The organism is Peterkaempfera bronchialis (assembly GCF_003258605.2).
GTDB classification, from domain to species: domain Bacteria; phylum Actinomycetota; class Actinomycetes; order Streptomycetales; family Streptomycetaceae; genus Peterkaempfera; species Peterkaempfera bronchialis.
Genome location: NZ_CP031264.1, coordinates 5,992,028 through 6,006,178, shown reverse-complemented (window position 1 = coordinate 6,006,178; position 14,151 = coordinate 5,992,028). Strand labels below are relative to the sequence as shown.

Annotated in this window: 5 protein-coding genes; 3 read left to right on the top strand and 2 right to left on the bottom strand. The window is 72.5% G+C overall.

Going from position 1 to position 14,151, the window contains the following annotated elements; translation table 11 throughout:
- Positions 1–2 precede the first annotated feature (2 nt).
- Both C7M71_RS25820 and C7M71_RS25815 read right to left on the bottom strand, forming a co-directional pair.
- Entirely contained in the window at positions 3–10,091 is a 10,089-nt protein-coding gene (locus C7M71_RS25820; RefSeq protein WP_111490102.1) for a type I polyketide synthase, read from the bottom strand.
- 218 nt (positions 10,092–10,309) lie between these two features.
- Positions 10,310–11,188 carry a menaquinone biosynthesis family protein gene (locus C7M71_RS25815; RefSeq protein WP_111490103.1) on the bottom strand — a complete coding sequence of 293 codons (879 nt, stop codon included), beginning with the start codon at positions 11,186–11,188 and terminating at the stop codon, positions 10,310–10,312.
- 200 nt (positions 11,189–11,388) lie between these two features.
- Between C7M71_RS25815 and C7M71_RS25810 the strand changes: the two genes are divergently transcribed.
- The 3 genes from C7M71_RS25810 (at position 11,389) to C7M71_RS25800 (ending at position 14,084) form a co-directional block, all read left to right on the top strand.
- Entirely contained in the window at positions 11,389–12,480 is a 1,092-nt protein-coding gene (locus C7M71_RS25810; RefSeq protein WP_111490104.1) for a phenylacetate--CoA ligase family protein, read from the top strand.
- Positions 12,481–12,547: 67 nt separating this feature from the next.
- A complete protein-coding gene (gene mqnE / locus C7M71_RS25805) occupies positions 12,548–13,711 on the top strand; it encodes an aminofutalosine synthase MqnE (protein WP_111490105.1) in 1,164 nt (387 codons plus the stop codon).
- 55 nt (positions 13,712–13,766) lie between these two features.
- A complete protein-coding gene (locus C7M71_RS25800) occupies positions 13,767–14,084 on the top strand; it encodes a ferredoxin (RefSeq protein ID WP_111490106.1) in 318 nt (105 codons plus the stop codon).
- The last annotated feature ends 67 nt before the right edge of the window (positions 14,085–14,151 follow it).

The following is a 14,151-nucleotide window of genomic DNA, read 5'->3' as shown; positions in this document are numbered from 1 at the left end:
GCTCAGCCGTCCGTACCGCGCAATGCCAGCTGCACGAGATCGTCGACCGCCATGGTGCCGATGGCGTCGTCGTCATCGGCGGCGGCGGCCTGCGGCAGTGGCCGGGGCCCGGCCAGGGCCAGTACGGCGCCCAGCAGGCCGGCCTCGCGGAGCCGGGCGACCGGGATCTCGGCGAGCGCCTCCCGCACGGCGGCCTCGTCCGGCTCGCCGGGGGTCGCCGGTTCCGATTCCGGGAAGAGTTCGGCATAGAGGTGGTCGGCCAGGGCACTCGGCGTCGGGTAGTCGAAGACCAGCGTGGTGGGGAGGCGGAGGCCGGTCTCGGCGTTGAGCCGGTTGCGCAGTTCGACGGCGGTCAGCGAGTCGAAACCCAGATCCCGGAATGCCTGGCCCGCCTCCAGCGCCTGTCCGTCGGCATGGCCCAGGACCGCTGCGCCACCCGTACGCACCAGGGTCAGCAGCGCCCGCTTCCGGTCGGCTGCGGGCAGTACGGCCAGCCGCTCCCGGAGCGCGGGGTCGGTCGTGCCGGTCTCCTCCAACGCCTGACGTACCTCGGGCAGTTCGGCAAGCAGCGGGCTCGGGCGGCGGCTGGTGAACGCCGTGGCGAAGCGGTCCCAGGCGACATCGGCCACCGTCGCGGTGGCGTCGCCCGACCCGAGCGCCCGTTCCAGCGCCCGGAACGCGGGCTCCGGCCGCAGGGGCACCAGGCCCCAGCGCCTCAGCTGGTCGTCCGCTCCTTCGCCGGACGCCATCCCGCCGTCCGCCCACGGTCCCCATGCCACGGCGGTCGCGGGGAGGCCCCGGGCACGGCGCCGTTCGGCCAGAGCATCCAGAGCGGCGTTCGCCGCCGCGTAGGCGGGCTGTCCGCCGCTGCCCCAGACGCCGGCGATGGAGGAGAAGAGCACAAACGCATCCAGCTGCCGATCCGCCAGCAACTCGTCCAGATGGGCGGCGCCCTCCGCCTTTGCCGCCATGACCTCGGCGAAGTACTTCGGGTGCAGTTCCGCCAGCGGCGTCGCATCCCCGACACCTGCGGCGTGCACCACAGCGTCGACCGGATGCTCGGCCAGCAGCCGGGCCATCGCCGGGCGGTCGGCCGCGTCGCAGGCGGCGATGGTGACCTTGGCGCCCAGCGCGCGCAGTTCCGCCTCCAACTCCGCCGCGCCCGGGGCTTCCGGGCCGCGTCGGCTGGTCAGGACGACCTGCTCGGCGCCGCGACCGGCCACCCAGCGGGCCACTCGGGCGCCCAGCGCGCCCGTGCCGCCGGTGACCAGCACCGTGCCGCGTGCCCGCCACTCCTGACCGGGCTCGCCACCTTGGGCCCGTACGAGCCGACGGGCAAACACACCGGAGGGGCGGATGGCCACCTGGTCCTCGGCGCCGTCCGCCAGGACGGCCGCCAACCGGGCCCATGCCCGCTCGTCCAGCCGGTCGGGGAGGTCGACCAGGCCACCCCAGCGGTCCGGGTACTCCAACGCCGCCACCCGGCCCAGACCCCACACCGCCGCCTGCGCCGGATCGGGCTCCGCGTCAGAGCGGCCGGTCGACACCGCGCCACGGGTCAGCACCCAGAGCGGAGCCGCCACCCCCGCGTCGCCCAGCGCCTGCACCAGCTCGGCCGTCGCCCACGCACCACCGGCCGACGCGGGGAGCGACATGACCCCCGCAACCGGCAGATCACCGGCAGCCTCGCGCAGGCATCGGGCCAGTTCCTCGCGGTCGGCGTCGGGGGCGCACGCCACCCGTTCGACAACTGCGCCGTACGCGGCCAGGCCGTCCAACTCCGTGCCCTCGGGCGCGAGCAGCAGCCAACGGCCGTCCAGCCGCGCACCGCCCGGCGCGGGGGGCTGCGGCTTCCAGGTCACCCGGTAGCGCCAGCCGTCCACCACGGACTGCTCACGGCGGGCCCGCCGCCACGTCGCCAGCGCCGGTACCAGCCCGCCGAGCGACCCTTCGTCCACGCCCAGCGTGCTCGCCAGAGCATCCAGGTCCTCACGCTCGACCGCCTCCCAGAAGCGGGCGTCAACACCGCTGGCCGTATCGGCGGCAGGAGTGGAAGCGAGGGCGGGGGTCGGCCAGTACCGCTCGCGTTGGAAGGCATACGTCGGCAGGTCCACCCGGCGGGCCCCAGGGAAGAACTGCGTCCAGTCGACTGCGCCGCCCCGTACGAACAGCCCCGACACCGCCGCCAGCAGCGCGGCGGGTTCCAGGCGGTCCTTACGCAGCGCCGGGACCAGCAGTGTGTCATCACCGGCCATGCACGCCTGGGCCATGGCGGTCAGTGTCCCGTCCGGGCCCAGCTCGATGAAGCGGGTGACGCCGTGCTGCTCCAGCCAGCCGATGCCATCGGCGAAGCGGACCGCCTGGCGGACATGGCGCACCCAGTACTCGGGCGAGGTCAACTCCTCGGCCGTGGCCAGCTCGCCGGTCACATTGGAGACCACGGCCATCCGGGGCTGGTGGTACTCCACGCTCTCCGCGACGGCCCGGAAGTCCGCCAGCATGGGCTCCATCCGGGGGGAGTGGAAGGCATGGCTGACCCGCAGCCGCGTGGTCTTGCGACCCTGCCGCTCCAACTCCCCGGCAACCTCCAGGACGACGGCCTCGTCGCCCGCAATGACGGTGGCGGCCGGGCCATTCAGCGCCGCAACGCTCACCTCGGCCTCGCGACCGACCAGCAGCGGCAGCACCTCCGCCTCTGCGGCCTGCACCGACACCATCGCGCCGCCGACCGGAAGCGCCTGCATCAGACGGCCACGCGCCACCACCAGCCGGCAGGCATCCTCCAGCGACAACACACCCGCCACATGCGCAGCCGCCAGCTCACCCACCGAATGCCCGACCAGATAATCCGCCCGGACACCCCAGGACTCCACCAGCCGGAACAGCGCCACCTCCACCGCGAACAACGCAGGCTGAGTGAACCCGGTCTCGTTCAGCAGCTCCGCATCGTCACCGAAGACCACCTCACGCAGCGAACGCCCCAACTCCCCATCCACCCATGCACACACCGCATCAAACGCCCCCGCAAAGACCGGGAACGCCTCATACAACCCACGCCCCATCCCCACCCGCTGCGCACCCTGCCCAGCGAACAGAAACGCCGTCGCCCCCTCAGGCTGCGCCGAGCCGACAATCACACCTGCGGCCGACTCTCCCCCGGCAACCGACTCCAGCCCCCGCAGCAGCTCAGCCCGCCCCGCACCCGACACCACCGCGCGGTGCTCAAACACCGAACGCGTCGAGACCAGCGAGAGCCCGATGTGCTGCGGTACCAGCTCCGGGTCGGCCTGCACATGGGACAGCAGCCGCTCCGCCTGGGCCTGCAAAGCCGACCGGCTACGGGCGGAGAGCACCCACGGCACCAGCGGCGCTGCGTCGGCGGCCGGCTCCACGGCCGGTTCGGGGATGGCGGCGGCGGGACCCTGCTCAAGGATGATGTGCGCATTGGTCCCGCTGAAGCCGAAGGCGGACACGCCCGCCCGGCGCGGACGCCCCAGGTCGGGCCAGGGGACGGTCTCGGTGAGCAGCCGAAGGGTGCCCGCCGACCAGTCCACATGCGAGGACGGCTCGTCCACATGCAAGGTCGCCGGCAGCACCCCATGCCGCATCGCCAAAACCATCTTGATCACACCAGCCACACCGGCCGCCGCCTGCGTATGCCCGATGTTCGACTTCACGGACCCCAACCACAACGGCCGATCCTCCGGCCTACCCCGCCCATAGGTGGCCAGCAACGCCTGCGCCTCGATCGGATCACCCAGCGCCGTCCCCGTCCCGTGCGCCTCCACCACATCAACCTCGGCAGCAGACACACCCGCACCCGCCAACGCAGCCCGGATCACCCGCTGCTGCGACGGACCATTCGGCGCCGTCAGACCATTACTCGCACCATCCTGATTGACCGCCGAACCCGCCACCACCGCCAACACCCGATGCCCAAGCCGCCGCGCATCCGACAACCGCTCCAACACCACCACCCCGACACCCTCACCCCACCCCGTACCGTCCGCACCCTCCGCAAACGCCTTGCACCGCCCATCGGCGGCAAGACCGCGCTGGCGGCTGAACTCCACAAAGGCCGCAGGGGTGGTCATCACGCTGACGCCCCCGGCCAGGGCCATGGTGCATTCGCCGGACTGGAGGGCGAGGGAGGCCCAGTGCAGGGCCACCAGTGACGACGAGCAGGCCGTGTCCACGGTCACCGCAGGACCCTCAAGGCCCAGCGCATAGGAGACCCGGCCGGACAGCACGCTCGCCGCATTGCCCGTGCCGAGGTAGCCTTCGGCGCTCTCCGCCGCCGTACGCAGGACGTTGGTGTAGTCCTGCCCATTGGTTCCGGCGAAGACGCCGGTACGGCTGCCCCGCAGGGAGACCGGGTCGATACCGGCCCGTTCCACCGCCTCCCAGGACGCCTCCAGCAGCAGCCGCTGCTGCGGGTCCATCGCCGTGGCCTCACGCGGTGAGATGCCGAAGAAGGCCGCGTCGAAGCGGTCGATGCCGGCGAGGAAGCCGCCGCTTCGGGTGTAGGTGGTGCCGTCGCGCCGGGAGTCGGGGTCCGGGTCGTAGAGGGCGTCCAGATCCCAGCCCCGGTCCTCCGGGAACTCCGCGATGCCGTCGCCCCCGTCGGCCAGGAGGTGCCAGAGCCGGTCCGGGCTGTCGGCCCCGCCGGGGAACCGGCAGCTCATGCCGATGATCGCGATCGGTTCCCCGAACGCTGCGGCGCCAGCCGTCCCGGCCTCGCCGCCGAGGTCGGTGCCGAGGTCGGTGCCGAGATCGGTGCCGGTCTGCGGACCGGCCGCGCGGGTCAGTTCGCGGTGTACGTGGTCGGCGACGGCGTCCGGCGTCGGGTGGTCGAAGACCAGGGTGGCACGGAGTTGCAGGCCGGTCTTCCGGGCCAGGGAGTTGCGCAGTTCCAGGGCGGTCAGCGAGTCGAAGCCGAGATCGCCGAAGGCGCGGGTGGGGTCGATCGCCGCCTTGGAGGTATGGCCGAGTACGGCCGCGATCCCGGTACGGACGACGTCCCGTACGGCTGCGCGCCGGTCGCTCTCGGACAGCCCCGCGAGCGTCTGGGCCCATGAGCCCATGGCGCCCCCGGCCCCGGAACCGGCCCCGGAGGCGGCGGCCTGCCGCCGGGCGGGACGGCCCGCCAGGTGGGTCAGCAGGGCCGGGGGCTCGGCGCCGCCCGCGCGCAGTGCCGGGAGGTCCACCCTGACCGGCAGCAGCGTGGAGCGGTCGTGTGCCAGGCAGCGGTCGAGGAGCGCCAGGGCGTCCTGGGTGGGCAGGGCGCCGATGCCGCTGCGGGCGATCCGGTGGCGGTCGGACTCGTCCAGCGCCTCGGTCATTCCGCTGCTCTGCGACCAGAGGCCCCAGCCGATCGCGAGCGCGTTGCGTCCCTCGGCCCGGCGGCGGTGGGCGAGTGCCTCGGCAAAGGCGTTGGCTGCCGCGTAGTTGCCCTGCCCGGGGCCGCCGAAGGTGGCGGCGGCCGAGGAGAAGAGCACAAAGGCCGACAGGTCCAGGTGGGCGGTGAGCTGGTCCAGGTGGACCGCCGCGTCGACCTTCGGGCGCAGGACGGCGTCGACCCGCTCGGGGGTCAGCGAGGTGATCACGCCGTCGTCGATGACTCCGGCGGCGTGTACGACCGCGCCGATCGGGTGTTCGTCGGGGACGGCGGCGAGCAGTGCGGCCACTGCGGCGCGATCGGCCACGTCACATGCGGCGAGGGAGACCTCGGCGCCCAGGTCGGCCAGTTCGCGGGCAAGGCGGGTGGCTCCCGGAGCGTCGGCGCCCCGCCTCCCGGCCAGCAGGAGGCGGCGTACTCCGTGCCGCTCCACCAGGTGGCGGACCACGGCGGTGCCCACGGTCCCGGTCGCGCCGGTGACGAGTACGGTGCGCTGCGGGTCGAAGGAGGCACCGGGACGCGACTCCGGTCCGGGTGTGCGGGGGCGGGTGAGCCGTGGCACCAGCGGCTGTCCGCCACGGAGGGCGAGCTGCGGTTCGCCGAGGCGCAGGGCTGCGGCCAGCGCTTCGCCCGGCGGGGTGGTGTCCGGGTCGGCCGCGTCGATGTCCAGCAGGGCGAACCGGTCGGGGTTCTCGGACTGCGCGGAGCGCACCAGGCCCCAGACGGCGGCGGCTGCGAGGTCGTGCACCGTCTCGTCCGGTGTCGTGGCGACCGCGCCGCGGGTCAGGATGACGAGCTGCGACGCGGCGTAGCGTGCGTCGGCGAGCCAGTCCTGAAGCAGGATCAACGCCCGGGTGGTCGCCTCGTGGACGGTGGCGGCCAGGTCGTCGCCGGTCGCCGTCGGCCAGGGCAGGACCACGGCGGCCGGGAGGTCGGCACCCTGCTGTACGGCGGCGTCCAGGCTTGCCAGGTCCGGGTGAACGGCGAGGCTCGCGGGCTGGGCGGGCTGGACGGTCGGGGTGAGCGGGGTGGGCGGGGCCCACTCCAGCGCGTAGAGGTCGGTGTCCTGGGCCGCCGGAAGGCTGATCTCGCCGACCGGGAGTACGGCCAGCGCGCCGACCGAGAGAACGGGGTCGCCCAGGGCGTCGGCGAGGTGCAGGCCCAGGGGCCCGTCGGGCTGCCGGGTGATCCGTATCCGGATGGATTCGGCGGCCACCGCATGCAGGGTGACATCCGTCCAGGAGAGCGCGGAGACGGCGGGGAGGCCCAGCGCCGGCAGCGCCTGCACGGCCGCGTCGAGCAGCGCCGGGTGCAGGGTGAAGTGTGCGGCGTCTCCCTGGCGGGTCTCGGGGAGTTCGGCTTCGGCGAAGACGTCGTCGCCATGCCGCCAGACGGCGCGCAGGCTGCGGAACTCCGGGCCGACCTGCACACCGTGGTCGTCCAGGGTCCGGTACAGGCCGTCCACGTCGACCGGCTGGGCGTCGGTGGGCGGCCAGGTCCAGAGGTCGGTGCCGGGCTGCTCGGGGTGGGCCGCCGGGTGGGTGGCGAGGATGCCCCGGGCGTGGCAGGTCCACGGGTGGTCGCCGCCGCCCTCGCCGGCGCCGGTGTCGAGGGGGCGGGAGTGGATCGAGAAGGTGCGCCGTCCGTCGTCGGCCGGGCCGTCCACCACGGTCTGGATCTCGACCGGGTCCCGCTCCGGCAGCAGAAGGGGTGCCTCCACGGTCAGTTCGGCCAGGTGGTCGCTGCCGGTCTGGCCGCCGACATGCAGGGCCAGGTCGACCAGCGCGGCGGCGGGCAGTAGCGCACTGCCGAAGGTGGTGTGGTCGGCCAGCCAGGGATGGGTGCGCCGGGAGAGCCGCCCCGTCGAGATCACGGCGGAGGAGTCGGCCAGCGTGACGGTGGCTCCCCACAGCGGATGCGCTCCGGTACGGGACCTGGTCCCGGCTGCGGCGTCGAGCCAGTAGCGGCGGCGCTGGAAGGCATAGGTGGGCAGATCCACCGGCCGGGCGGCGGGGAGGAGCGCCGTCCAGTCCACGCCGGTGCCGTGCACATACAGCTCACCGACGGCGGTGAGCAGGCTCGCGCCCTCCGGGCGGTCCTTGCGCAGCGTCGGGGTGAGAAGCGGGTCGCCGTCGTCCGTCAGGCAGGCGCGGGCCATGGCGGTCAGGGTGCCGTCGGGGCCCAGCTCGACATAGCGGGTGACGCCGTGCTGCTCCAGCCAGCCGATGCCGTCGGCGAAGCGGACGGCCTGCCGGACATGCCGCACCCAATACTCCGGCGAGGTCAACTCCTCTGCCGTGGCGAGTCGACCGGTCACATTGGAGACCACCGGAATCACGGGCTGGTGGTACTCCACGCTCTCCGCGACGGCCCGGAAGTCGGCCAGCATCGGCTCCATCCGGGGGGAGTGGAAGGCGTGGCTGACCCGCAGGCGCGTCGTCTTGCGGCCGAGTGCGGTGAAGTGCGCGGCCACCACCAGGACGGCGGCCTCATCACCCGCGATCACGGTGGCGGTCGGGCCGTTCAGCGCGGCGATACTCACCTCGGCCTCACGACCGACCAGCAGCGGCAGCACCTCAGCCTCGGACGCCTGCACCGACACCATCGCCCCACCCGAAGGCAGCGCCTGCATCAGACGACCACGCGCCACCACCAGCCGGCACGCATCCTCCAGCGACAACACCCCCGCCACATGCGCAGCGGCCAGCTCACCCACCGAATGCCCGACCAGATAATCCGCCCGGACACCCCACGACTCCAGCAGCCGGAACAGCGCCACCTCCACCGCAAACAACGCAGGCTGAGTCAACCCCGTCCCGTTCAGCAGCTCCGCGTCGTCGCCGAAGACCACCTCACGCAGCGAACGCCCCAACTCCCCATCCACCCACGCACACACCGCATCAAACGCCCCCGCAAAAACCGGGAACGCCTCATACAACCCACGCCCCATCCCCACCCGCTGCGCACCCTGCCCAGCGAACAGAAACGCCAGCCGCCCCCCGCGCCGGGCGGTGCCGACCACCGCGCCAGGCGCGGGTTCGCCGGTCGCCACCGCGCCCAGGGCCTGGACCAGCGCGGCGCGGTCCTCGCCCAGCACCACCGCCCGGTGGTCGAACGCGGACCGGGTGGTGGCCAGGGAGTACGCCACCTCACGCGGGTCCGCGTCGGCGTGCGTGTCCAAGTGGGCCAGCAACTGCGCCGCCTGGGCCCGCAGCGCCTCGGGGGTACGGCCCGAGACCACCCAGGGCAGCACCGGCAGCGCCTCCACAGCAGTGGTGGGCTGCTCCCCCTCCTCATCGACGGCCGCAGGAGGAGCCTCTTCGAGGATGGCGTGCGCATTGGTCCCGCTGACGCCGAACGCCGAGACCCCCGCCCGGCGCGGCCGATCACCGCTCTCCGGCCACTCCACCGGCTCGGTGAGCAGCCGGACGTTCCCCTCCGACCAGTCCACGGTGGAGGAGGGGGCGTCGACGTGCAGGGTGCGCGGCAGCCGTCCATGGCGCAGCGCCTGCACCATCTTGATGACGCCGCCGACCCCGGCCGCCGCCTGCGTGTGCCCGATGTTGGACTTCAGCGAGCCCAGCCAGAGCGGCTGCGCCTCTTCGCGCCCCTGACCGTACGTCGCCAGCAGGGCCTGCGCCTCGATGGGGTCGCCCAGCGTCGTCCCCGTACCGTGCGCCTCCACCGCGTCCACCTCGGCAGCCGTCAACCCGGCACTGGCCAGAGCAGCCCGGATCACCCGCTGCTGCGAGGGGCCGTTGGGCGCGGTCAGGCCGCTGCTCGCACCGTCCTGGTTGACCGCGGATCCCCGTACCACCGCCAGTACCTGATGCCCGAGGCGCTGCGCATCCGACAGCCGCTCCAGCAGCAGCATTCCGGCGCCCTCGCCCCAGCCGGTGCCGTCCGCGCCGTCCGCGAACGACTTGCAGCGGCCGTCGGCGGAGAGGCCGCGCTGGCGGCTGAACTCCAGGAAGGTCACCGGTGTCGACATCACCGCGACTCCCCCGGCGAGGGCCAGGTCGCATTCCCCGGCCCGCAGCGCCTGCGCGGCCAGGTGCAGGGCGACCAGCGATGACGAGCAGGCCGTGTCCACCGTCACCGCCGGGCCTTCAAGACCGAAGGTGTAGGAGATCCGGCCGGAGGCGATGCTGGCGGCGCTGCCGTTGCCGATGTAGCCGTCGAGACCGGCGGGGGGTTCCGGGAAGCGTGAGCCGTAGTCGTTGTACATCACGCCGACGAAGACGCCGGTGGGGCTGCCTTTCAGGGTGCCGGGGTCCAGGCCGGCGCGCTCGAACGCCTCCCAGGAGATTTCGAGCAGCAGCCGCTGCTGGGGGTCGGTGGCGAGGGCTTCGCGGGGCGACATGCCGAAGAAGTCGGCGTCGAAGTCGGCGGCGCTGTGCAGGAAGCCGCCTTCGCGGGTGTAGCAGGTGCCCGGCCGGTCGGGGTCCGGGTGGTACAGCGCGTCGATGTCCCAGCCCCGGTCCTCGGGGAAGGCGGAGATGCCGTCGGTCGCGGTGTCGACGAGTCGCCACAGCTCCTCGGGGGTCCGTACCCCGCCCGGGTAGCGGCAGCTCATGGCGACGATGGCGATCGGTTCCGCGGTCTTGGACTCGACCTGGCGCAGGCGGCTGCGGGTGCGGTGCAGCTCTGCGGTGACGCGCTTGAGGTAGTCGCGAAGCCGGTCCTCGCTCACAGGTCGGTTCCCTTCGACAGCGGGCGCAGGGTGTCACCGGGACACCGGGACACCGCCGGGAGATGAACGAACCCATCGGGTGCGGGCGGTCCCTGGCAGGACCGGGTACCGGGGGTGCTGGGGCGTCGCGCGGCCTCCGCCGGACTGCCGCCTCCGCCCGATTATGCGCAGGTCCGAGGGGGTCCCCCGGCGCTGCCGGACCGGCTCTAAGAGAACTCCTAGCGTTCCTGCCGGGCGGGCGGGAAGTCCAGTGCGGCGGGGGCGACGGCCGGGAGCAGCCCCGCGTCGGCGGAGCGGTCGAGCAGTGCGCGTACGGCCGCGTAGCCGCTCTCGCCGAGGTCGGCGGTGAAGGTGTTCACATAGAGCTCGATGTGCTGGTCGACCACCGAGGGGGCCATCTCCTGGGCGTGGCGCAGCACATGGTCGCGGGACGCCTCGGGGGCGTTCCAGGCGTAGCGGACGGAGCTGCGGAGGGCGTCGGCGAGGGCGTTCAGCTGCTGGGCGCCGAGGCTGCGCCGGGCGACGATCGCGCCGAGCGGGATGGGCAGTCCGGTGTCCTTCTCCCACTCCTCGCCCATGTCGGCGAGGCAGTGCAGGCCGTACTGGTGGTAGGTGAAGCGGGCCTCGTGGATGACGAGTCCCGCGTCGACCCGGCCGTCGCGGACGGCGGGCATGATCTCGTGGAACGGCATCACCACGACCTCTCCGGTGTAGCCGGGGACGGCGCGGGCCGCCCAGAGCCGGAAGAGCAGGTAGGCCGTGGAGTGGGTGCTGGGGACGGCGATCGTCGCGCCGACCAGGGAGTCCGGGCCGGCCTGGTCGTTGCGGAGCAGCAGCGGGCCGCAGCCCCGGCCGAGTGCGCCGCCGCAGGGCAGCAGTGCGTAGTGGTCCAGGACGTGGGGCAGGGCGCCGTACGAGATCTTCAGGATGTCGAGTTCTTCGCGCTCGGCCAGTCCGTTGGTGATGTCGATGTCGGCGAGCGTCACGTCGATCTCGGGGGCTCCGGGGACCAGGCCGTGGCTCCAGGCGTGGAAGACGAAGGTGTCGTTGGGGCAGGGCGAGTACGCCATCGTCAGTCGGTCGGTCGTGGTGGGCATGGGGCCGCCTCTCGCTGCTCTGCTCTGCGCGGGTGGGTGGGTGTGCGTCGCGGGGGGCGGGTGCCCTGTTCCAGCAAACCGGTTCCGGGTGTGGGGATTTCCCCAGAGAGACCTCGGCGAGTATGAGCGGGCTGCTCACGGGGGAGCCCCGGGCCCCGATGCCCCGCGCTCGTGACCTTGCCCTGAGGAAAGGAACGGTGATGGCGATCACCGGATCACCGGACGCCCTTCTCTCCGGGCAGTGGCTGGAGCGGCAGTCGGCCACCGACCTGGACGCGTGGACCCGGCAGGTCGTGCGGCGCCACTTCGACCCGGTCTCGGGTTCCCCGTTCTGGCTGAAGCGGCGTGGCGCGCTGGGGTTCGACCCGTTCGACATCACGCGGTACGGGGAGCTGCGGGCCTTCGGCGACCTGATGCCGGAGGTGCTGCGGCAGGTGGACCCCGTCGACCTCGTGCCGCAGGGTGCGTCCGGTCCGCCGACCGGGTGCGTCTTCGAGTCGGAGGGCACCATGGGTAGGCCGTGCCGGGTCTTCCTCACGGAGGCGATGTCGGCCCACCGCGCCGCCTGGCGCGGTGCCGGGTTGGCGGCGGCCGGCTTCCGCAGCGGCCGGACCTGGGTGCATGCCACGCCCGGCGGGCCGCATCCGGTGGGGCTGGGGGCCGCGCAGGTGGCCCGGTCGCAGGAATCGGTGGTGTACCGGATCGATCTCGACCCGCGCTGGATCAGGCGGTTGATCGGGGCCGGCCGGCTCGCGGAGGTCAACCGCTATGTGGACCATCTGACGGGGCAGATCACCGACATTCTGAGCAGCACCGGGGTCGACTACCTGGAGACGACTCCGGCACTGTTCCAGGCGCTGCTGCGGCGCCGGCCGGAGCTGGTGGCGGGGCTCTCCGGGGTGTGGCTGAGCGGGACGCAGATCCTGCCGGCGATGTACCGGGAGTTCGCCGACGCGCTCGGCGGCGGCCTGATCGGGACGGCGTACGAGAACACCTTCGGCGGCGCGACGGGGCTGCCGGCGGAGGACGGCGGGGACGTCCTTCCGTATGTCCCGCACTATCCGCAGGTGACCATGGACGTGGTCGACCGGGGCGATCCGTCCCGGACGGTGGAGTACGGGGAGGTCGGCCGGGTCCGGCTCACCGTGCTGCACGAGGACCTGTTCCTGCCCGGTGTCCTGGAGCGCGACCAGGCCGTGCGCCACCGGCTCCCGGCCGGGCCGCCGTGCGACGGTGTCGCCAACATCCAGCCGTTGCAGGCCACCTGGGCGGTTCCCGAAGGAATCTACTGACGGCGAGGCGTCGCGGACGCTCGCCCACTCTCTCTGCCATGGGCACCTACCGAGGAGACTGCTGGGAATGGATATCGGGCTCAAGCGCGAGCTGGAGGAGAAGGTCTTCGCGGGTGAGCGGCTGTCCCGCGAGGACGGCATCGCCCTGTACGAGAGCGACGACCTGGCCTGGCTGGGCGGGCTGGCGCACCATGTGCGGACCGAGAAGAACGGCGACCTCGTCCACTTCAACGTCAACCGCCATCTCAATATGACCAATGTGTGCACGGCCTCGTGCGCGTACTGCTCCTTCCAGCGCAAGCCGGGCGAGAAGGACGCGTACACCATGCGCATCGAGGAGGCCGTGCGGCTGGCCAAGGCGATGGAGGGGGAGAACCTCTCCGAGCTGCACATCGTCAACGGCCTGCACCCGTCGCTGCCCTGGCGCTACTACCCGCGCTCGCTGCGGGAGTTGAAGAAGGCGCTGCCCAACGTCGGCCTGAAGGCGTTCACCGCCACCGAGATCCACCACTTCGAGACGATCTCCGGGCTGAGCGCCAGCGAGATCCTGGACGAGCTGATCGACGCCGGTCTGGAGTCGCTGACCGGCGGCGGCGCGGAGATCTTCGACTGGGAGGTGCGGCAGCACATCGTCGACCACCGCACGCACTGGGAGGACTGGTCGCGGATCCACCGGCTGGCGCACGGCAAGGGTCTCAAGACGCCCTGCACCATGCTCTACGGGCACATCGAGGAGCCCCGGCACCGGGTGGACCATGTGCTGCGGCTGCGCGAACTCCAGGACGAGACCGGCGGCTTCCAGGTCTTCATCCCGCTGCGCTACCAGCATGACTTCGTGGACATGAAGGACGGCAAGGTCCGCAACCGGCTCCAGGCGCGCACCACGATGGCGACCGGCGCCGAGGCGCTGAAGACCTTCGCGGTCTCCCGGCTGCTCTTCGACAACGTCCCGCATGTGAAGGTCTTCTGGGTGATGCACGGCCTCGCCACGGCGCAGCTGGCGCTGAGCCACGGCGCGGACGACATGGACGGCTCGGTCGTGGAGTACAAGATCACCCATGACGCGGACGACTTCGGCACCCCCAACAAGCTGACCCGCAACGACATCCTGGACCTGATCCGGGACGCCGGCTTCCGCCCGGTGGAGCGCAACACCCGGTACGAGATCATCCGCGAGTACCAGGGACCGGACCCGGACCGCCGTGAGTCCCCGCAGGCCATGCGGGTCTGACGGCCCGGAGTCCGGGTCCCCTCAACCATTCCGACAGGATCGGCAGGCAGGTGGAATGTCCACGCAGACGACCACACAGAACGACCAGGAGCTTGAGGTCTGGATCGACCAGGATCTGTGCACCGGGGACGGGATCTGCGCCCAGTACGCGCCCGAGGTCTTCGAGCTGGATATCGACGGCCTCGCCTATGTGAAGGGCGAGGACGACGAGTTGCGGCAGGCTCCGGGGGCGACCGCACGGGTCCCGCTGCCGCTGCTGCGGGATGTGGTGGACTCCGCCCGGGAGTGCCCCGGCGAATGCATCCATGTGCGGCGGACCAGCGATGCGGTGGAGGTCTACGGGCCGGACGCGGACGCGGAGTTCGCGGTCTGAGGGCGGGCCGCCGCCCCTGATGGGTGTGCCCTCCCCGGCTCCGGCCGGGGAGGGCACACCCATCAGG